Raw genomic sequence first — 19,607 nt, forward strand, 5'->3', positions numbered from 1 at the left:
ATGCCGCTGACCCTCCCCGATCTCGACGATCGCCGCTATGCCGACCTGGTCGAGGAAGCGCGCACGCTGATCCCCGGCTACGCGCCGGAATGGACCAATCACAATCCGTCCGACCCCGGCATCACCCTGATCGAGCTGTTCGCCTGGTTGTCCGAGATGCTGATTTACCGGCTGAACCGGGTGAGTGACGACAACCTCCGTACTTTTCTGAAGCTGCTCAACGGCAAGGACTGGACGCCTTCGGGGATGACCCCGGAAGCCCTGGCGGCCGATATCCGCGCCAGCGTCCAGGCGCTCAGGCGCCAGGACCGGGCGGTCTCCTGCGATGACTTCGAAGCGCTGGCGCTCGCGGCCGATGCACGCGTCGCCCGCGTCCGCTGCCTGCCGCGGCGCAACGCGCTGATCGACTTCGAAGCCGAGCAGCCGGGCCATGTCAGCCTAATCGTCGTGCCCCGGCACGACGGCGACCTGAGTTCGGTGATCGAGGCGGTGGCAGCCTACCTCGAGCCACGCCGGCTGCTGACGACCTTTGTCCATGTCCTCGGCCCACAATCCGTGCCGGTGGATATCGAGGCAACGATGGTTCCGCTACCCGATGCCGAGCCCGGCGGGCTGTTGCCGCGCGCCGCCACCGCCCTGCGTGCTTTTCTCGATCCGCTGCGCGGCGGGGAGCAACAGACCGGCTGGCCTTTCGGGCGCAATGTCTTCGTCTCCGAAATCTACCAGCTGCTCGATCAATTGCCGGGAGTCGATTATGTGACCGAGGTCATGCTGGCCAGCAACGATTCCGCGCGCCTGATCCACGACGCGCAAGGCAAGCAGATCGGTCTGACAGTCAAGCCCCACGAACTGGTCAGCACACGGACGCTGACCGCGATGGCCGTGACGATCCAGGAGAAGGGATGATGACGATCGACGCCAGGCGGACCAGCAGCTATCTCGAGTATCTGCCGGCCATCTTCTCCGAAGACCCGTTGCTGGGTCGCTTTCTGCTCGCCTTCGAGCAGGTCCTGACGGGTCTCGACGGCAGCGAAAACGAACCTCGCCGGGGGCTGGAACAGATCATCGCCGCCATCCCGCAGCTCTTCGATCCACTGACGACGCCGCGCGAGTTTCTCGACTGGCTGGCCGGCTGGGTGGCGCTGGGACTGCGTGCCGACTGGCGCGAAGAGCAGAAAAGGGAGTTCCTCGCCAGAATCGTTCCGCTGTATCGGCGCCGTGGCACGAAGCAGAATCTGATCGAGCTGCTGAAGATCTATACGGGCCTGGACCCGGAAATCTCGGAAGGCGGGAACACCGTCTTCCAGATCGGCGACCATTCGACCGTCGGCGTCGATACCCAGCTCAACGGGAATGCGCCGCACTACTTCCGGGTGCATGTGACGATCCCCAATCCCGATCCGGCCACCCTGCAGCGCCAGAACCAGATCATCCGGGCCATGATCGACCTCGAGAAGCCGGCCCACACCGCCTATGACTACCATCCCGCGCACACCACGATGCAGATCGGCGTGCACTCCCAGATCGGCGTCGACACGCTGCTCGGCGATCTCGCCCATTAACCCGAGAGGCAAGGACCACCATGGCTGATATCAAGCGTTTGCACTATTTCAATCACCAGTTCCTGGTCGAGTCGGATTTCACCGACGAACAGCAATACCATCTGGCGATGCGCCGCCGGCACAACGCGGCGCTGCACGACTACGGCGTCGCCGACGGCCTGGCGGTCAGCAGGAGCGGCGACCGGGAGATCACCATCCAGCCCGGAATGGCCATCGATCGCGGCGGACGCGAGCTGGTATTGCTCGACAGCCGCATCGTCAGCCTGAGCGACTCGGCGGCTTTCCCTGCCGGGGCGACGGTCCATGTCACGATCGCCTACCACGAAGAGGGAAGCGATCCCAGTACCGCCACCGGCGTCACGGGCGACACCCGTACCATGGAAAGGCCGCAGGTCCTGGCGTCCACCACGGCGCCGGCGGGTGATGGGAGCGTGATCCGCCTGGCGCACTTCACGCTGACCGCTGGCGGCAACCTTCCCGGCAATCTCGGCGATGTATTCCCTGACGGGCGGCAAATCGCCGGCGCGGCACTGGCGCCGGCTGCGGTGACGACCGACAAGCTCGCGGACGGTGCCGTCGAGGAGAGCAAGCTGAGTGCCGGCGCTCGCGGCAAGCTGGTCACCCACGGCGATGCTCACGACCACTCCGGCGGCGATGGCGCGCAGATCCGGCACAGCTCGCTGAGTCTCGATGGCGGCAGCAATCCGCACGGGACGACGGCGGCGGATGTCGGTGCGCTGGCGAGCACGGGTGGAACGATAGTCGGCAACTTGCAGCTGCATGCTGGCAATGTCGGTCTGGGAACCATGCCGCAGCCGCTGAGCAGACTCTCGCTGAGGTCCGATGACGGCCCGGCAGGAATTGCTTTTGCGACCCTCGCGACAACGTCCAGCGATGGCAGCGGCAACGTCACCGCTGTCGATGTCAGTGCGGCGGGCAGCGGTAGTGGCGGGAAACATGGAATCACCAGCAGGGTGAGCGGCACGGGCGAAAAGCACGCCGGCTACTTCAGCGCGACGAGCGGAGCCGGCTCGGACTTCACCCAGGCGCTGCATGCCGATGCCAGCAGCGAAGGTTCTGGCGTGGTGATGGGTCTATGGACGGGCCTGTCCGGCTCGGGAAGCGGGTTGAAGATCGGGGTCGTCAGTGAGGTGAGTGGAGCTGGCGACAAGTTCGCTGGGCAGTTCAATGCATCCAGTCCAGCCGGCTCACCAGCCTCCACCAATGCACTTAGCGCTGGCGCGGGCAGCGATGGAACGGGTAACGTTCGAGCTCTTTCGGTAAACTCAGGAGGCTCCGGAGCGGGGCAAAAGGAGGGTATGGTCTGTACCGTCGATGGGTCAGGGCACAAGTATGGCGGGCAGTTTTATTCCTATAACCGCAATGCTGGTACGGCCGACGTCACGGAAGGACTTCGGGCGATTGCCAGCAGCGCTGGGACCGGCGACACGACTGCGTTCAGAACAAGCGCCGGCGGGCCTGGAACAGGGCCCAAGAATGGCCTCGTTGCCCACGCCGAGGGTGCCGGCCGAAAGACCGCTGGCGTGTTCCGCGCAATTGGCGGCGGTTCCGCCGACGGTACCTATGGCGTCTGGGCCGAGGTGCTGAACGACGGGAGCGGGGAGCCGATCGCGATCGTCGCCAGTTCCGGCGGCGCTGGCACGGGGCAGAAATGCGCCGTTTCGGCCCACGCCTACGGTGCTGGTCACAAGCTGGCCGGCGCGTTTCGCGCGGATGGCAGCACGGATTCCACGGACAGCACACTCGCACTCGAAGCCCTTGCCCAGAGCAAAGGTTCCGGGTCCGTTTCCGGCATTCGAGCATTTGCAACCGGCGAAGGAAGCGGATGGAAAGAGGCGCTCAGTTGTTCTGCAACGGGTGCCGGCCCGAAGCGGGCGGCATACTTCGCTGCTGAAAGTCCAGCGGACTCAACCGACCGAACCGAGGGCATTGTGGTCAACACCGACAGCAACGGCAAGGGTGATGTCGTTGGCCTGAGAATCGATGCGACCGGAACAGGCACTGGCGGCAAGTACGGCCTGTACAGTCACGTTGACGGCATTGGACCAAAATGGGCTGGTTACTTCGTCGGCAACGTCCAAGTCAACGGCAACCTCCACGTCAACGGCGTCCTCTCGAAAGGCAGCGGCACCTTCCTGATCGACCACCCGCTCGATCCCGAAAACAAGACGCTGCGCCACAGTTTCGTCGAATCGCCCGAAGACCTCTGCCTGTACCGAGGCAAGGTGCAGCTCGACGCCGCGGGCAAGGGAACCGTCAAGATGCCCTCCTACTTCGCCGCGTTGACCAGGGAGGAAGACGCCACGGTCAGCCTGACCGCGATCGGCAGCAAGCCGTTCCTGACCGCTTACGAGTGGAATCGCAACTTCACCGCGTTCACCGTTTACGGCGAACCGGGCCGGGAGGTCAGCTACCTCGTTCTGGCGGATCGCGACGATCCGCTCATCCATCAGCTCAGACGCCCGGTCGAAGAGAAAAAAGGGGCAGGCCATTTTGAGAAAGGCCAGTTGCTCAACCCCGAGGCCTATGGCAAAGCCCCGAAAGCGGCACCGGACGGCGTAAGCGCCCGCCAGACGACAGCGCAGATGGACATGGCACCCCCAAGCTTCCCGGATTCTCCCGCTCCCCCAACCCCCACGGCGCCGCCGGTTTTTTCATCGTCCCCGGCTCCCACGGCCCCCTTCCCTGCGCTGGATGAAGAGCAGCAGCGAATGGAAGAGGCCTGGGCCAGGACCCGCGAAGAGCAGCGACAACGGATGGCATCCTTCCAGCAAGAAGAGGAACAACGCCGGAGACAGCTCGAAGAAGCCCTGGCGGCAGCACATCGGCAAGCCGATCAGACTCCGCAAGAGCACGGCGGCCCGATCGAGACGGATGACGAGGCTCCGGAGACCCCGAGCGCCGCCCCCAAGAGCGCGTACCCCCGCCGCAAGAAGGGCGTCGCCGATCGCAAGAAAAGCTAGCCTTGCCAAAGCGACTCGCGCCGCTTGCTGACACTGGATCACGCGCTCCTGCTGCAGGCGGTGCCGGGTGCGAAAGCTCGTCATCAGGTATTGATCTGACGGACCTTCCTGGCCTAAAAGATGTAAGTCGTTGATTATTAGTGAAAGGCCAAGAAACTCCTGGGAGTGTAGGCATGTAAGCCGTGTAGGTTGGGCTGAGCCCCCGAAGCCCAACACCAAGGTATCCTTCTCGCATCCTTCCACTTCCACACACTTCCCGCCGGGTCCATGAGCTTGGGCTTTGCCGGCCCAGCCGAAGCTACGGCGCCTCCTGGCCGCCTCGTCTTGGGATCTCGGGCTTGGCAAGCTCAGTCCAACCTACGGCGATGGGATGCTTTTGAGAATCTGATGCCGACGATTCCGGCAGCGCTTGCCACGGAGGTGCCGGCCAGGGAGTAGCGATCCCTGCAGTAGAGACGGCCGTCCATGCCGATCGAGGGATTTCACTTGGAACCATGCAAAGCAGCCAGCCAACCTGAAGAAGCACGGGCCTGACCATGCTGATACGTCACGGGGTTCGCAGGGCATACCTTGACGCGCCCGGATACGCGCTGCCCCGACGATGAGGCGCGGTTTTCCACGAGGGGTTGTTCAGAATCGGGGGGGGATTGCGCACACCGAAATCGAAGAAACGATCCAGGTCATTTCGATGCGAAAGACGGATCGTCATGAATGAGAATACTACTGTGCCAGCCTCTGACGATCTTGATCGATCCGGATTTAGTAGCGTGGTTAAAACAGCAGGCTGGTGAACGTGGCTACCTGACGGCTGATCAACGCCAGTTGGCTCGAAGCGATGCAGCAAAAGGCCATTGCACCCGGCGTGAATGCCGGAGCTCTTGGGTTGGAACCAACGGGCAGGTCGATTTCTGGCCAGACCTTATCAGCATCCTCGAGGGCGGGCGCATTGCCTGGAATGCCGTACCCTGCTCCCCTGCTCCCCGGCTCCCCCAGGTGAGCGACGTTTATCTCCTGGCGCTAGCGGTGCAGCAAGGTGGCCGCCTGGTGACGCTGGATCGCGTGTTCCCGCTACCAGCCGTTCCTGACGCGAGAACACGTCATTTCGTCGTGATCCACCTCCCCCGGCAGGGCCAGAGCGATTCAGAGGATGCCTCGAGCGGGCCAGAGGCCATCTGGTGTCGTGGTGGACGAGCAGGGCAGTGGTGGCGGAGGCTCGCCTGCGCATCGGCCACGGCCTGGGGCAATGCACTTTCCAGGCGACTGTCCCGCATGGGTCTGGGGTCGGTCGACGGCCTCTGTTGATGGGGGAACCTGGCACCTGCCAGGCGTCGCTCATTTGACGCGCTGCAACCTGGCACGGCTTACTGGCGACGGCGGGGGATCCGGTGGACTGTCCTGGTTCGCTTCGCTGCTGGCGGCGTCTTCGGAAGTGCTTCTGTCTTCGGGCTCGAAAGCCATGCCGGCGCCGTTTTCGCGGGCGTAGATCGCGGATACGTTGCCAATCGGGATCGCGATGTCGCGAGCCACGCCACCAAAACGAGCCTGGAACGAGATGCTGTCGTTACCCATGCTGAGATGGGCGGTGGCATCATAGCCGACATTGAGGACGATCTGGCCGTCGCGGACGTGCTCGCGCGGTACGCGCGTGCGAGCATCGACGGCAACGACCAGATAGGGGGTGAAACCGTTGTCACAGCACCATTGGTGGATGGCGCGGATCAGGTAGGGTTTGGTCGACGGCAGGTCCACGTTCTCACACTCCCTCAAGGGGTGTTGGGGCAGGCAAGCCGGGAGATGCTTGTGCTGGTCATCACCGGCGGCTATTTGCGCATCGCTTTTTCGGATGGCGTCAGCGCGTCGATGAAGCCCTGACGACTGAAAATCCGTTCGCCGTACTTCATCAATGGGGCAGCCACCCTCGACAGCTCGATGCCGTAATGGTCGAGCCGCCAGAGCAGGGGCGCAATCGCGACATCGAGCATCGAAAAGTCTTCGCCGAGCATGTGCTTTTGCTTGACGAACACCGGCGCCATTTCGGTCAGGCGGTCACGAATCTGCTGGCGCGAGCGTTCGGCGGCCTTGTTGTTCTTTTCGAGTGGCTCGATGTAGGCGAAGACTTCTCGCTCCATGGTGATCAGGAGCTGGCGCGCGCGCGCGCGCATGATCGGATCGGCCGGCATCAGTTGCGGATGCGGGAAGCGCTCGTCAATGTACTCATTGATGATATTCGGCTCATAAAGGATGAGGTCGCGTTCCACGAGTACCGGCACCCGCCCGTAAGGATTGATGATGGCAATCTCTTCGGCCTTGGCAAAAAGATCGACATCGATCACCTGGAAATCCATACCTTTTTCATAAAGGACGATACGGCAGCGGTGACTGAAGGGGCAGGTGGTTCCCGAATAGAGATTCATCATGATCAATACCCTCAAAAACGAATCGGCATCGCGGTGGCTATGGGCGCTTGTCGCGCCCTCGCCGGCGATGCCGCGGTGAAACCCGGCGCTGCTGCTACTTGACGTCTTTCCAGTACGCTTTCTTCAGCGGATAGGCGACGGCGAAAAGCAGCACCAGAAAGGCCAGAACGCCGAAGCCGATCTTCCTGCGGAACCCTGCGTCTGGCTCGGCAATCCAGACCAGGAAACCCACCAGATCACCGATCTGCTTGTCGTACTCGGCAGGGGTCAGCGTACCGGGCACAGCCAGTTCCAGGTGGTGATCCTTGTTCAGCACCTGCTGACCCTGCAACTGCCACAGGACGTGCGGCATACCGACATTGGCGAACAGGGTGTTGTTCCAGCCGGTCGGGCGGGCTTCGTCAACATAGAAAGAACGCAGATAGGTGTACAGCCAGTCGGCGCCGCTGCCATCTTCCGACGCGCGCGCGCGTGCCACCAGCGAGAGATCCGGAGGTGCTGCGCCGAACCAAATTTTCTGCTCATCGGGGCGAGCGGCAATGCGCATCGTCTCGCCGGTCTTGACCGCGGTAAACATCAGGTTTTCCTTGACCTGCTGCTCGGTGAGACCGAGATCGGTCAGGCGGTTGTAGCGGACAAAACTTGTGCCGTGGCAGTTCAGGCAATAGTTCACGAAGGTCCGTGCGCCGCTTTGCAGGGCAGCCTTGTCACCCTGCACGTCCGGCGCCTTGTCAAGATGTACGCTAGCGCCGCTGGCGAGGGCGATGACCGGGGTAAAGAGCAATGCCATAAGCAGTTTTTTCATTTTGTGCAGTCCTTTACATCGTCACGCGATCGGGTTCCGGCTTGTACTTGTCGATCCTTGACCACCAAGGCATGGTCAGAAAATAGAGAAAGTAGAAAGCGCTGAGCACCTGCGCCACAGGTGCACCGGGGATGACGCCGAAGAAGGCGTAGGACGGCGGCTTCGTCCCGAGGAAACCCAGGATGGCGAAGGAGATCACGAACAAGGTCAGCAGGGTCTTGAAGATCGGGCCGCGATAGCGGATCGACTTGACCGGACTGCGATCAAGCCAGGGCAGGAAGGCAAGAATGACGACACCGGCCCCCATCGCCACAACCCCCCAGAACTTGGCGTCGATCCCGAACAGCGGCCAGACCATGGCGCGCAGCAGCGAGTAGTAGGGAGTGAAATACCAGACCGGCGCGATGTGCGGCGGGGTTTTGAGCGGATCGGCGGGCAGAAAGTTGTTGTATTCGAGTAAGTAGCCGCCACCTTCGGGAGCGAAGAAAACGATGATCGAGAAGACCATCAGGAATACCACCACGCCGACGATGTCCTTGACCGTGTAGTACGGATGGAAGGGAATGCCATCGAGCGGATTGCCGTGAACGTCCTTGCGCTTCTTGATCTCGACGCCGTCCGGGTTGTTCGAGCCGACTTCGTGCAGCGCCAGGATGTGCGCGGCAACGAGGCCGAGCAACACCAGCGGAACCGCGATGACGTGAAACGAGAAGAAGCGGTTGAGCGTAGCATCGCCGACGACAAAGTCACCACGAATCCAGATCGACAGCGGATCGCCGATCAGCGGAATGGCAGAAAACAGGTTGACGATCACTTGCGCACCCCAGAAGGACATCTGTCCCCAGGGCAGAAGATAGCCCATGAAAGCTTCGGCCATCAGACAAAGGAAGAGCAGCGTACCAAAGACCCAGATCAGCTCGCGCGGCTGCCGGTACGATCCGTATAGCATGCCACGAAACATGTGCAGGTACACCACGATGAAGAACGCCGAAGCGCCAGTCGAGTGCATGTAGCGGATCAGCCAGCCCCAGGGTACGTCGCGCATGATGTATTCGACGCTGGCAAAGGCCACCGGGATGCCATTGGCGTTGAGCGAAGCGTCGGGCTTGTAGTGCATCACCAGGAAGATGCCGGTCAGAATCTGGATGACCAGCACCATCATCGCCAGCGACCCGAAGAAGTACCAGAAATTGAAATTCTTCGGCGCGTAGTACTCGGAGAGGTGCCCGCGCCACATCGAGGTAGCCGGGAAACGGGCATCAAACCACTCGAGCAGATTGCCCTGCAGGGAACCGTCAGACTTGTACTTTTCGAAATTGGTATTCGATGCCATGGCTTAAGCCCCCTTCTTGTCTTCGCCGATGAGAATCCGCTTATCGGACAGATACATGTGCGGCGGCACTTCCAGATTGTCCGGTGCCGGCTTGCTCTTGAAGACACGGCCCGCAAAATCAAAAGTGGAACCGTGGCAGGGACACAGGAAACCGCCCAGCCAACTGCTGTCCATGCCTTCGTCGGTACCCTTCTTGAACTTGTTCGAGGGTGAGCAGCCCAGATGCGTGCAGATGCCCACCGCAACCAGGATTTCCGGCTTGATCGAACGCGTCTCGTTCTTGCAATAAGCTGGCTGCATATTCTTCTCGGACTTCGGGTCAGCCACAGAGTCATCGAGCTTGGGCAGCGTTTCGAGCATGGATGGGCTACGATTGAAGATCCACACCGGTTTGCCTCGCCATTCGACGGTGATCATCTGGCCAGGCTCAAGGCTCCCGATGTCGACTTCGACCGGCGCGCCGGCCGCCTTGGCACGCTCGGATGGCAGCATGCTGGACAGGAAAGGTACGAGCGCCGCTAACGCTCCTACCCCGCCGACTGCAGCAGTGGCGACGACCAGTCGCCGCCTGCCGCAGTCCACTTTGCTCTCATTGCTCATAGCGCTGATCCCTAGAACGTAATGAAAAGTTGGTACGAACTAAACCGCCGCATTATACGTCCAATCAAGTTCGAATTGAATCGCAAAACGCCCAAAACGCTTAATCAGCAAGCGGTCGACGCTCGCGCAGGGCTTGCGCCAAGGTTCCTGCGTCGACATATTCGAGTTCGCCGCCGACCGGCACGCCGCGTGCAATGCGCGATACGCTGATGCCACGACTTTTGAGCAATTCGGAGAGGTAGTGCGCAGTTGCTTCACCCTCATTGGTATAGTTGGTGGCGATGATCACTTCCCGCACCACGCCATCACAGGCACGAGCCAGCAAACGCTCGAGGTGCAAGTCGCCAGGGCCGATCCCGTCGAGCGGTGAAACGCGGCCCATCAACACGTAGTACAAGCCCGAGTAGGCGTGCGTCTGTTCGAGCATGTTCATGTCCACCGGCGTTTCGACGACGCAGAGCAGCTTTGGGTCTCGCTTGTGCGAGAGGCAGCGGGCGCAGATTTCTGACTCGGTCAAGGTGTTGCAGCGCTGGCAGTGACGGAGTGCGCCGAGCGCCCGTTGCAGCGAGTCAGCCAGACGCTGGGCGCCGGTGCGGTTGTGCTGCAGCAGGTGATAAGCCATGCGCTGTGCCGATTTTGGGCCCACACCCGGCAGGCAGCGCAAAGCCTCGATCAATGATTCGAGGCTTGACGGGGTATTCATCAGAACGGCATTTTGAACCCGGGTGGCAGATTGAGTCCAGCGGAAAAACCGGCCATCCGTTGCTGGGAGGCTTCCTCGGCGCGCCGCATGGCGTCGTTCAGGGCAGCGGCAACGAGATCCTCGAGCATCTCCCTGTCGTCCATCACCGAAGGGTCGATTGTCACCCTTCTCACACTGTGGCCACCGGTCATCAGCACCTTGACCATGCCGGCACCGGATTGCCCCTCGACTTCGAGCTGCGCCAGCTCTTCCTGGGCTTTCTTCATGTTTTCCTGCATCTGCTGAGCCTGTTTCATCAGGCCGGCGATTCCGCCTTTCATCATCTTGCTTGCCTCGCTGTGAACGATTAAATGGGTTTTATGGAAGATTCGATCAGGGTGGCGTCGAAGGTCTCGATGACCTGCCGTACGAAGCCATCCTGCTCGACCGAAGCGATGGCACGATCCATGCGTTCACGGTGGTCTCGTTGTGCGGCAGCGGCGGGAGTATCCCCCGAGCCTTCTTCAAGTTCGATCGCTAGTTGCAGCGGATGGCCAAAATGCCCGGCAAGCGATTGCTGCAGCTTGTCCTGTGCGGGTTTCATCAGCAGATGGCGGTGCGTCGGAGAAAGGCCGAGGACCATCCGTGCCTTCCCAAGTTCGCGCAATTCGCAGTGCTGCGCCAGTTCCCGCGCCATGCCGCCGAGCTTGAGGGCGGCGAGAATGTCATGCCAGCCGACCCCGGCACCGGCTTCTGCAGGAGCTGCAGTTTGCCCCGGCGCCAGCGTCGAGGAGGATGCCACCGGGCCATCAGCCGGCGCGGCGCCTTGCTGTCGTCCGCCAGATTCATCGTCGGGCACAGGACGAAAGGCATACAAACGCAGCAGCGTCATGATGAAACCAGCCTGTTCATCAGGTGCCAAAGGTAATTCCTGGCGGCCATGCACGGCAATCTGGTAAGCGAGCTGAACGAACTCCGGATCGAGTCTGGCCGCGATTTCGAGAAGGCGCGAACGCTCCGGCAAATCGTCGGCGATCGCCTGGGGGGCGAGCTGGGCAATCTGCAAACGCGTAAACAGGCCGGCCATCTCCTGCAGTGCTGTGTCAAAGGACAGGCTGCGCGTGGCCATATCATCGGCAACCTGAAGCATGGCTGCCGCATCTCCAGCGAGCAGAGCGTCGGCAATCGAAAACAGGTGGTCAAGATCAACCGCGCCGAGCATCTCGCGCACCTGCGCTCCCTCGATCTTGCCCGAACCATGCGCAATCGCCTGGTCGAGCAGCGACAGCGCATCGCGCATGCTGCCTGCCGCCGAGCGCGCGAGTAGTTGCAGGGCTGCTGCTTCGGCGCTGATCGACTCGGCTTCGAGGATATGTTTGAGATGGCCGGCAATCAACGGCGGTGTCATCTGCTTGAGATTGAACTGCAGGCAGCGTGACAGCACGGTTACCGGAATCTTTTGCGGATCGGTGGTTGCAAGAATGAATTTGACGTGCTCCGGAGGTTCCTCGAGGGTCTTCAGCATGGCGTTGAAGGCCGAGTTCGAGAGCATATGGACTTCGTCGATCACATAGACCTTGAAGCGGCCACGCGTTGGCGCATAGACCGCGTTCTCGAGAAGCTGCCGCATTTCGTCGACCTTGGTATTGGTCGCCGCGTCCACTTCGAGAAGATCGACGAAACGCCCGGAGTCGATTTCCCGACAGGCCGAACAGACGCCACAGGGAGTCGCCGTGACGCCACTTTCGCAATTCAGCGCTTTGGCAAGAATGCGCGCCAGCGTGGTTTTCCCAACCCCGCGCGTACCGGTAAACAGATAGGCATGATGCAGACGTTGTTCGGTCAGTGCATGCGTCAATGCCCGGACAACGTGTTCCTGCCCGACCAGGCTGGCAAACGTTCGCGGGCGCCATTTGCGCGCCAAGACTTGGTAACTCATGAGCGGGGATTCTAGCAGATGGCGTTACCGGTCCCACTGAAGTTGTTGACCACGGGGGTTCGGGGCAAATCTGGGCAAAGGTCGGCAGCAGAAGGGGAGCGGAGGGTGGCGAGCCTTACCCCCGGCACTCACATCAGACGGCTGTGGCTGCTTCCTTCCGGACCTGACCAGGTTCACCATCCTGCGATGCGGGGAGACCCGCCACCAGAGATGCTACCACATCAGCCGCCGCCGCGCCGGAAATAACGCAGGAAGTCTTCGATGAAATCGGCTTCCTGGTCGGCGTTGCCGCTAAAGGCAATTGACACATCGAGACACGGCAGCAGCAGTACGCCAAGCCGCAGCGCCGGTCGCTGCCAGCAGGAAATGATTACGCTGCGCTCTGGACGCCAGAGGTGCCAACCATGCGCTTGTGGTTCGGCTGTCCAGCCGGTCAACAGCGGCTGCAATTGGCGCTCGAATTCACCAAGCGTCAAGGTCATCGTGAAATCGGCCACGGCTTAACCGCCGGCAATCGGTGGCCAGATCGCCAGTGCGTCGCCTGGCGCCAGGCAGCGCTCGGCGCGTAACTGCGGCGGAATGAATTCACCATTGACCAGGACCAGATGCACCAGGCGCGGCGGCAGCGCCAAGGAATCAATGACCGAGGCGACGCTGCACCCGTCGGCGACGTCGAGCGCCAGGGTATTGGTCCGCCGGGCCGTCGCGGGCAGGTAATCGGAAAGCGAAGCAAACAGCTTTAAGGTGATTTCCATCAGTGCGCAATGGCCAGTCCCTTGGCGATATAGGCTTCACTGAGTTGCAGGGGGTTGGCGAGAAGTCGATCTTTCCATTCTCCGAGACGAACCCGTCCCTGAATCAGCCCACGCAGCACCCCGATATGCTCGGTATGGCCGATGCAATTGGCGCCGACCAGCTGATCACCGCCAAACGCCAGACGCAGGTAACGAAACCGGGTTTCGTCAAGGAGTTGCGCGGTTTCGCCACCGGCGACGCCCTGCCATTGACCAAAGGACGCGGAAATCAGCCCCAGGGTGTCGAGAACGTTGAAAACGAAGGTGCCGGGTAAGGCTGCCGACTGACCGGCCATGTTGAGTGCCGCGATCCGCCCCTGCTCGACGGCATCAGGCTGGATGGCATTGACGACGCGCAGACCGCTGCCGAACTCGACCGCTTCAGCAACGTCGCCAGCCGCGTAGATACCGGCGACACTGGTCTGCAGCGTCGTGTCGACGAGTACCCCGGCATTGACTGCGACACCACTGCCATCGAGGAAAGCGATATTCGGCCTGACCCCCGTCGCGCTGATCAGCGCGTCGACCTCTAGCGTCTCGCCATCGTCGAACCTGACTAGCAGCGCTTCTCCTACCGACGCAATCGCCACCACTCGCCGGCCGGTCAGGACGCGCACCCCCCGCGCCTCGCACCAGCGTCGAAGCATCGTCCCGGCCACGGCATCGAGCATCCGCGGCACCATCCGGTCGCCCATCTCGACGACCGTCAGTTGCGGGCCGCGCGCCGCCAGCGATTCCATGATGATGCAACCGATGAAACCGGCGCCCATCTGCAGCACACGCATGCCCCGGCCTATGCCGGCGACGATTGCCCGCGCATCGGCCAGTGTCCAGCACGACAAGACCTTCGGCAAATCGATGCCGGGAACCGGCGGACGAACCGGCTGCGCGCCGCTGGCGATCAGCAGGCGATCGTAGGGAAGCACGCTACCATCCGCCAGGCTGAGCATGCGTGCGCCGCTATTAATGGCGGTGACCCGGCCAAACAGCAAGCGGATGCGCAAACGCTCAAAATGCTCCGCATCTTTGCGCAGATAGGTGCCCGCTTCGTCGATTTTCCCCATCAATAGGTAGGGAATTGCCATCCGGGAATACGGTGGCTCGGCTTCATCGCCAATCAGGGTAATCCCGGCCTCTGCATCGGCACGCCGCAGGGTCTCCGCAGCAACGACCCCAGCCGGGCCGTTGCCGATGATGACGTGGCGGGTCACCTCAGAGACCCAGACGCGCGCGTGTAGCCGTCGTCGGGACGCCGTCCGGGGTCCAGCCGCGCAGGCGGTAATACTCTGGCAGCATTTTCCCGAGTTCGGCCACCATGCCCTTCGAAGCACCTGTCTTGCACGGTTCGGTGAGCAGGCGCGGTGGCAGGGTATCGTCCTTGCTGGAGAGGCCTGCCGCAAGGTTGAAGTCGCGTTCGAGGTTCCAGATTCTCTCGCCCATCGCCAGCAGCGATTCGAGCGACCAGTCGCCCGGGCAAGCCGCCTGAATCTGAGGCTGAATATCGTTCAGGGTCCACGCAAAGGTGGTGAAAACGCACAGACCGCTCGAATCGACGATCGCTGTGGCATCCTGAAAAGCTTTCAGGAGTTCGGGCTTGCCGTCGGTGTCCCTGGGATCGGTCTTGACCGGAATGCCGAATACCTCGCTGGAAACCACGTAGCCTCGCAAATGGCAGGCACCACGGTTCGAGGTCGCATAGGCCAGACCCATGCCCTGTAGCGCGCGTCCGTCGTAGGCCGGAAACTCCTGCCCCTTGACGGTCATCGACAACTCCGGCCGGCCGTACTGGGTACACAAACGCTTCGATCCCTGCCCAACGATCTTGCCGAAGCCTTCGCCGCGCACCGTCATTTCTGCCAGTCTGCACAAGGCGGCGGCGGAACCGAAGGGTGCGTCGAGGCCGATGTCCTCCCTGGTCAGGATACCCAGTTCGAAAAGCTCCATGACCGCACCGACCGTTGCCCCGAACGAGATCGGATCCATGCCGTCTTCGTTGCACAGCAGGTTGGCGTACTGCAAGGCCTCGAGATCGTCGACGCCGTTGGCATTGCCCAGCGCCCAGGCGCTTTCATATTCGAGACCCCCGTTGGCGCCCCAGTATTCCGGTTTGGTCTGAACCGAGAAGTGTGTTTCGTCGATCCGCGAAATCCGGCCGCAGGCGATGGTGCAGCCAAAGCAGGCCTGATTGGTGACCAGATGTGTCCTGCCGTCGGTGGCGCGTTTTTCGTGCATCGCTTCTGCCGAAATCTTGCGTGCCCCTTCGAACTGTACATCGCGGTGGTTGCGCGTTGGCGAGGCGCCCATTTCGTTGATTACGTTCATCAGCACCTGCGTGCCATAGGTCGGCAGACCCTGGCCGGTGACCGCATTCTCCGCCAGGACCTTCTTGCCGGCGGTCACGGCCGCCATGAAAGCCTTGGGATCGGCGATATTGCCCACACCGAGCGTCCCGCGCACGGCAACCGCCTTGAGATTCTTCGACCCCATCACAGCGCCGACACCGGAGCGGCCGGCGGCGCGGTGCAAGTCATTGACGATCGCTGCGAACAGGACCTGGTTTTCTCCGGCGCGGCCGATGCTCGATACCCGCAGCAGCGAATCCTGATGACGCTTCTTTAGGGTGCCTTCGGTGTCCCAGACAGTCTTTCCCCACAGGTCGTCTGCGGGCAGCAGGGTCGCTTGCTGGTTTTCAATGTGCAGGTAGACCGGTTGCGGCGACTTGCCCTCGAAGATGATCATATCCCAGCCCGCCGATTTCAGTTCGGCCCCAAAATAGCCCCCCGAATTCGAGCAGGCAATCGCGCCGGTCAGGGGTCCTTTGGTAATCACCGAATAGCGGCCGCCAGTCGACGCCATGGTGCCGGTCAGCGGGCCGGTCGCGTAGATCAGCTTGTTTTCCGGGGACAACGGGTCGACCTGCGGGTCGATCTCGCTGACCAGGTATTTGCTGGCCAGTCCGCGCTGGCCAAGATATTGTGCTGCCCAGGCCATGTTCAGCGGTTCGCTGCTGCAGGTTCCCTGGGTCAGGTTGACGCGAAGAATCTTGCGTGTCCAAGCCATGATCGATCCTCCTCAAAGGCATGCTGCACTGTCGGTTTTCTGTGCCCACTGACGCATCCGTTGCAGGCCCGTCCAGTCCGCATCAATGTAGGTGATGGCGCCGGTCGGGCAAGCTGTGGCGCAGGCTGGGTCACCGCCACAGAGGTCACACTTCTGGACCTTTCCTGATTCGTGATTGTAGTTGATCGTCCCGAACGGACAGGCAATCGTGCACACCTTGCAGCCCACGCAGATTGCTTCGAGAACCACCTTGGCACCACTGCCACTATCGATCTTGATCGCCTCGACTGGACAGGCATTGAGACACCACGCTTCCGCGCACTGCGTACAGGTATAGGGCACCTTGCGGCCTTCGTGGTGAAAATCGAAAACCTTGATTCGCGATTTGGACGGATTGAAGATCCCGGTGTGCTCGTAAGAGCAGGCCATTTCGCACTGCAAGCAACCGGTGCATTTGCCCGGATCGATGAGCAAGGACTTCTGCATGACGTCGTCTCCTCCGTTGAGTGATCGATGATCCTGTTGAATGACGTCGCACCGCCGACCGCGACTGGAATGATCACTATAGGCAACGCCAGGCATTAATGAAAGTTGCGCTGCAACAATGTGGCGCATATGGCTGGCGTCGGCAATTCATGGATGATCGAATACGTGCTTGCGCTGAAATGTGGGATATACGTCACGGCCCAAAGCGTAGTCTTCATTCTATAGTAGGGGTCGAGTGAACGACCCTGACCGCCTGGAGCCAGGTTTGAACACAAAAAAACAGAAAGCGGGGAACGCGTTAAATGTTCAGTTCTTTGAAATCGGCGATTGACGACCTTGGCTTCATCAACGGGATGCTCTATCTTCTTGGCCGGGTAATGCAGGCTCTCAGCGGTGGGCGTAGCCGCCTGATCCGCTACCATATCGTCGCCCAACCAGTTTCCCGCGAGTTCGTTCCGGTCTGCCGGCCCTCGGCAACGGAAAAGGTGATCGAGATCGCAGCGCAAGAAGCGATAATCGAGAGCTTTCCACGCCCACCGGAGGTTCTGAAATCACGCTTTTCAAGGGGGCATGTGTGCTTGGCTGCGGTTAACAAGGGAGTCTTCGCCGGCTTTCTGTGGTATGCCCGAGACCATTACGAGGAGGATGAGGTTCATTGCCGTTTCAGCCTGAGTGAGCCAGACTCGACCGTCTGGGATTACGATGTGCACGTCGAGCCGCGTTTCAGAATGGGAAGAACCTTCGCGCGCCTTTGGGATGCGGCAAACGAGCGTCTGGCAGCCCTGGGTGTGGACTGGAGTTGTTCGCGGATATCGGCGTTCAACCGACAATCCCTTCAGTCCCATCGACGCCTGGGCATCAGTGTGCTTGAAACATTGACTTTCATTTGCATCGGATCGCTGCAGGTGGCTCTGATGTCCTGCAAACCATTCATCAACTTCAGCTGGAATGGTGCTGGTCGCCCCAGTGTGCGGATCTCGCTGCGGTCAAGGCCCTGAGTCACTGCGATTAAGCGGGTGGTATATTTGGCCATAGGGGGACACTGCGCTTGATCGGAACTGTGCCGTTGCGGTAACCATTTTAACCTTGGGGGCGATTAAGCCTTGCAGCCATTTATTATTCCAGCAGAGAGAGGGACTCGTTTCTGCCTCTATCACCCAGCAGCCAATGGTCGGACGCGTGGCGCGATCATTTATCTGCATCCATTTGCCGAAGAAATGAACAAATCTCGCCGCATGGCTGCCCTGCAGGCAAGGGCCATGGCCAGGATTGGCTACGATGTCCTGCAGATCGACCTGTTGGGCTGTGGAGACAGTTCAGGCGACTTCGCAGAAGCGCGCTGGCAAGACTGGGAGGATGATGTTCATCTGGCCCATCGCTGGCTGCGCGCCCGAAGTGATGCACCGGTATGTCTCTGGGGCTTGCGCGCTGGCTGCCTGCTAGCAGCCAGCGCTGCGGTCAAACTCAAGGACACCACCAATTTCATCTTCTGGCAGCCGGTCGTCTCCGGCAAACAACATTGGCAACAGTTCATGCGCCTGAAGATGGCCTCAGTGCTGGCAGCAGGGCAGGCGAAAGCCGTTTCCGACCAATTGCGGCAGCAATTATCGACTGGCCAGGCTGTTGAAATCGCTGGCTACACCTTGGCTCCAGCACTTGTCGAGAGCCTGGAGGCCGCCGAACTCAAACCCCCGGGCGCTATTGGCGGACGGACTGCATGGCTGGAGTTGTCGACTCGCGAGGGTGCCACATTCTCTCCGGTGTCCACGAAATGCATCGGACATTGGGAAGCTGCCGCCTACAAGTTGGATGCCCGGATGGTGAATGGCCCAGGTTTCTGGCAGACCAGCGAGATCGAAGACGCTCCCGCATTGATTACGGCAACCCTGGCTGTATTGGAGTCCTGGCAATGAAATTCACAGAACGGGCCTTTGTCTTCCCGTGTGCTGGAGAAAACCTACTTGGCATCGTTGCCTCTCCCTCCGGGGAGGCGGCACGGAAAGGGGTGCTGATCATTGTTGGGGGACCGCAATATCGCGCAGGCAGTCATCGTCAGTTCGTCCTTTTGTCGCGTACCCTAGCGGAAGCAGGCTACCCGGCAATGCGTTTCGACTACCGGGGCATGGGTGACAGCACCGGGGGGATGCGCAATTTCGAACACATCAATGCGGATATTGCCGCTGCCATCAATGCATTCATGGCGTCCTGCCCGCAGCTGCAGCAGATCGTCCTCTGGGGTTTGTGCGATGCGGCATCCGCCGGTCTGCTGTATTGGGATGCAACCCAGGACCATCGAGTGACCGGAATGGTGATGCTCAACCCCTGGGTCCGTACCGAAGCAGGGCTGGCGAAAGCCCACCTCAAGCATCACTACGGTCAACGGCTTTTGCAGGCAGACTTCTGGCGTAAATTGCTCACGGGAAACCTGGCATTGGGTCGGTCGCTCAAGGGATTCATTACCAGCATCCAGGCCGCGCGTCAGACCAGTCACTCGTCAGGTGACGATCAACCGCTCCCATTCCAGAAGAAGATGGCACGTGGCCTTGAGCGATTTCGGGGATCGGCATTGGTGATCCTCAGCGGCAACGATTTCACCGCGCGGGAATTTGCCGAAGCCCTGAAAACCGATCGCGCCTGGCAGGCATCATTGCAGCGTGGCCATACCACGTTCGTCGCCATTGACGACGCTGACCACACTTTTTCATCAACTGCCTGGCGCAATTGCGTAGCCACGGCGGTTACGGACTGGCTTCAGCGAGAGGATTCCAGCAGACGCTGCGAGAAACCGCAGGAACCGGTTTTGACCCGCTCATTGACCAGCTGCCTGGGCTGCTGGTCGCGTAATCGGTCTGTGTCTGGTGCAAAAGCCGGTCTCGAGCCGTAGTATCGTAAAATCTCCCGCTGTCGCTGGCAGACGACCGCGGGAAAACCTCCAGGGCCGGGAT

The 19,607-nt window shown here is 61.0% G+C and carries 19 protein-coding genes and 1 other RNA gene; 6 read left to right on the forward strand and 14 right to left on the reverse strand.

The window, feature by feature from the left end; genetic code table 11:
• Genes AW06_RS17500 through AW06_RS17510 form a run of 3 tightly spaced genes read left to right on the forward strand, consistent with a single transcriptional unit; the run spans position 1 to position 4,546 of the window.
• On the forward strand, positions 1-906 hold the full coding sequence (locus AW06_RS17500; protein ID WP_034952803.1) for a baseplate J/gp47 family protein: 906 nt from the start codon (positions 1-3) through the stop codon (positions 904-906).
• Complete coding sequence (locus AW06_RS17505; protein ID WP_273704846.1) at positions 903-1,562, forward strand: phage tail protein; 660 nt, start codon at positions 903-905, stop codon at positions 1,560-1,562. The genes AW06_RS17500 and AW06_RS17505 overlap by 4 nt, the downstream gene beginning before the upstream one ends.
• A 20-nt stretch (positions 1,563-1,582) precedes the next feature.
• A complete protein-coding gene (locus AW06_RS17510; RefSeq protein ID WP_034952805.1) occupies positions 1,583-4,546 on the forward strand; it encodes a hypothetical protein in 2,964 nt (987 codons plus the stop codon).
• Between the two features lie 1,332 nt (positions 4,547-5,878).
• Here the strand turns inward: AW06_RS17510 and AW06_RS17520 are convergent.
• The 14 genes from AW06_RS17520 to AW06_RS17580 form a co-directional block, all read right to left on the reverse strand.
• Positions 5,879-6,295 (reverse strand): ClpXP protease specificity-enhancing factor, encoded by a 417-nt coding sequence (locus AW06_RS17520; RefSeq protein ID WP_138677703.1) that lies wholly within the window; start codon positions 6,293-6,295, stop codon positions 5,879-5,881.
• A gap of 71 nt (positions 6,296-6,366) precedes the next feature.
• The gene (locus AW06_RS17525) at positions 6,367-6,963 is read right to left on the reverse strand and encodes a glutathione S-transferase N-terminal domain-containing protein (RefSeq protein WP_034929884.1); all 597 of its coding nucleotides are present in this window, start codon (positions 6,961-6,963) and stop codon (positions 6,367-6,369) included.
• Positions 6,964-7,057: 94 nt separating this feature from the next.
• A complete protein-coding gene (locus AW06_RS17530) occupies positions 7,058-7,768 on the reverse strand; it encodes a cytochrome c1 (protein WP_034952807.1) in 711 nt (236 codons plus the stop codon).
• Positions 7,769-7,781: 13 nt separating this feature from the next.
• The gene (locus AW06_RS17535) at positions 7,782-9,101 is read right to left on the reverse strand and encodes a cytochrome bc complex cytochrome b subunit (RefSeq protein ID WP_046536202.1); all 1,320 of its coding nucleotides are present in this window, start codon (positions 9,099-9,101) and stop codon (positions 7,782-7,784) included.
• Positions 9,102-9,104: 3 nt separating this feature from the next.
• Positions 9,105-9,701, reverse strand: a complete 597-nt coding sequence (gene petA / locus AW06_RS17540; protein ID WP_034952809.1) for a ubiquinol-cytochrome c reductase iron-sulfur subunit — start codon at positions 9,699-9,701, stop codon at positions 9,105-9,107.
• Positions 9,702-9,801: 100 nt separating this feature from the next.
• Positions 9,802-10,404 (reverse strand): recombination mediator RecR, encoded by a 603-nt coding sequence (gene recR, locus AW06_RS17545; protein WP_034952811.1) that lies wholly within the window; start codon positions 10,402-10,404, stop codon positions 9,802-9,804.
• Entirely contained in the window at positions 10,404-10,727 is a 324-nt protein-coding gene (locus tag AW06_RS17550; RefSeq protein WP_034952813.1) for a YbaB/EbfC family nucleoid-associated protein, read from the reverse strand. The genes recR and AW06_RS17550 overlap by 1 nt, the downstream gene beginning before the upstream one ends.
• A 23-nt stretch (positions 10,728-10,750) precedes the next feature.
• The gene (gene dnaX, locus AW06_RS17555; RefSeq protein WP_034952815.1) at positions 10,751-12,322 is read right to left on the reverse strand and encodes a DNA polymerase III subunit gamma/tau; all 1,572 of its coding nucleotides are present in this window, start codon (positions 12,320-12,322) and stop codon (positions 10,751-10,753) included.
• A 104-nt stretch (positions 12,323-12,426) separates the two neighbouring features.
• An RNA gene (gene ffs, locus AW06_RS21090) (signal recognition particle sRNA small type) lies at positions 12,427-12,525 on the reverse strand.
• Between the two features lie 18 nt (positions 12,526-12,543).
• Positions 12,544-12,804: a hypothetical protein gene (locus AW06_RS17560; RefSeq protein WP_273704847.1), complete on the reverse strand. Its 261-nt coding sequence runs from the start codon at positions 12,802-12,804 to the stop codon at positions 12,544-12,546.
• A gap of 18 nt (positions 12,805-12,822) precedes the next feature.
• A complete protein-coding gene (locus AW06_RS17565) occupies positions 12,823-13,077 on the reverse strand; it encodes a MoaD/ThiS family protein (RefSeq protein ID WP_034952820.1) in 255 nt (84 codons plus the stop codon).
• Positions 13,077-14,327 (reverse strand): FAD-dependent oxidoreductase, encoded by a 1,251-nt coding sequence (locus AW06_RS17570; protein ID WP_034952822.1) that lies wholly within the window; start codon positions 14,325-14,327, stop codon positions 13,077-13,079. Before AW06_RS17570 ends, AW06_RS17565 begins: the two co-directional genes overlap by 1 nt.
• Position 14,328: 1 nt before the next feature.
• Positions 14,329-16,176 (reverse strand): aldehyde ferredoxin oxidoreductase family protein, encoded by a 1,848-nt coding sequence (locus tag AW06_RS17575; protein ID WP_034952824.1) that lies wholly within the window; start codon positions 16,174-16,176, stop codon positions 14,329-14,331.
• A gap of 12 nt (positions 16,177-16,188) precedes the next feature.
• Positions 16,189-16,662 carry a 4Fe-4S dicluster domain-containing protein gene (locus AW06_RS17580; RefSeq protein ID WP_034952826.1) on the reverse strand — a complete coding sequence of 158 codons (474 nt, stop codon included), beginning with the start codon at positions 16,660-16,662 and terminating at the stop codon, positions 16,189-16,191.
• Positions 16,663-16,964: 302 nt separating this feature from the next.
• Here AW06_RS17580 and AW06_RS17585 point away from each other — a divergent pair, with 302 nt between their 5' ends.
• The 3 genes from AW06_RS17585 to AW06_RS17595 all read left to right on the forward strand — a co-directional run bounded on the left by AW06_RS17585 (position 16,965) and on the right by AW06_RS17595 (position 19,546).
• On the forward strand, positions 16,965-17,660 hold the full coding sequence (locus AW06_RS17585; RefSeq protein WP_034952827.1) for a hypothetical protein: 696 nt from the start codon (positions 16,965-16,967) through the stop codon (positions 17,658-17,660).
• A gap of 105 nt (positions 17,661-17,765) precedes the next feature.
• Positions 17,766-18,575 (forward strand): hydrolase 2, exosortase A system-associated, encoded by an 810-nt coding sequence (locus AW06_RS17590; protein WP_138677701.1) that lies wholly within the window; start codon positions 17,766-17,768, stop codon positions 18,573-18,575.
• Entirely contained in the window at positions 18,572-19,546 is a 975-nt protein-coding gene (locus AW06_RS17595) for a hydrolase 1, exosortase A system-associated (RefSeq protein WP_138677700.1), read from the forward strand. Before AW06_RS17590 ends, AW06_RS17595 begins: the two co-directional genes overlap by 4 nt.
• The last annotated feature ends 61 nt before the right edge of the window (positions 19,547-19,607 follow it).

The organism is Candidatus Accumulibacter cognatus (assembly GCF_000584975.1).
Classification (GTDB): Bacteria; Pseudomonadota; Gammaproteobacteria; order Burkholderiales; family Rhodocyclaceae; genus Accumulibacter; species Accumulibacter cognatus.

Coding starts and splice junctions, on each gene's coding strand:
- AW06_RS17510 (WP_034952805.1), top strand. CDS start 1,583: ATGGCTGATATCAAGCGTTTGCACTATTTCAATCACCAGTTCCTGGTC.
- AW06_RS17500 (WP_034952803.1), top strand. CDS start 1: ATGCCGCTGACCCTCCCCGATCTCGACGATCGCCGCTATGCCGACCTG.
- AW06_RS17505 (WP_273704846.1), top strand. CDS start 903: ATGATGACGATCGACGCCAGGCGGACCAGCAGCTATCTCGAGTATCTG.
- AW06_RS17575 (WP_034952824.1), bottom strand. CDS start 16,176: ATGGCTTGGACACGCAAGATTCTTCGCGTCAACCTGACCCAGGGAACC.
- AW06_RS17550 (WP_034952813.1), bottom strand. CDS start 10,727: ATGATGAAAGGCGGAATCGCCGGCCTGATGAAACAGGCTCAGCAGATG.
- AW06_RS17595 (WP_138677700.1), top strand. CDS start 18,572: ATGAAATTCACAGAACGGGCCTTTGTCTTCCCGTGTGCTGGAGAAAAC.
- AW06_RS17565 (WP_034952820.1), bottom strand. CDS start 13,077: ATGGAAATCACCTTAAAGCTGTTTGCTTCGCTTTCCGATTACCTGCCC.
- dnaX (WP_034952815.1), bottom strand. CDS start 12,322: ATGAGTTACCAAGTCTTGGCGCGCAAATGGCGCCCGCGAACGTTTGCC.
- AW06_RS17560 (WP_273704847.1), bottom strand. CDS start 12,804: ATGACCTTGACGCTTGGTGAATTCGAGCGCCAATTGCAGCCGCTGTTG.
- AW06_RS17580 (WP_034952826.1), bottom strand. CDS start 16,662: ATGCAGAAGTCCTTGCTCATCGATCCGGGCAAATGCACCGGTTGCTTG.
- AW06_RS17585 (WP_034952827.1), top strand. CDS start 16,965: ATGTTCAGTTCTTTGAAATCGGCGATTGACGACCTTGGCTTCATCAAC.
- petA (WP_034952809.1), bottom strand. CDS start 9,701: ATGAGCAATGAGAGCAAAGTGGACTGCGGCAGGCGGCGACTGGTCGTC.
- AW06_RS17535 (WP_046536202.1), bottom strand. CDS start 9,101: ATGGCATCGAATACCAATTTCGAAAAGTACAAGTCTGACGGTTCCCTG.
- AW06_RS17525 (WP_034929884.1), bottom strand. CDS start 6,963: ATGATGAATCTCTATTCGGGAACCACCTGCCCCTTCAGTCACCGCTGC.
- AW06_RS17530 (WP_034952807.1), bottom strand. CDS start 7,768: ATGAAAAAACTGCTTATGGCATTGCTCTTTACCCCGGTCATCGCCCTC.
- recR (WP_034952811.1), bottom strand. CDS start 10,404: ATGAATACCCCGTCAAGCCTCGAATCATTGATCGAGGCTTTGCGCTGC.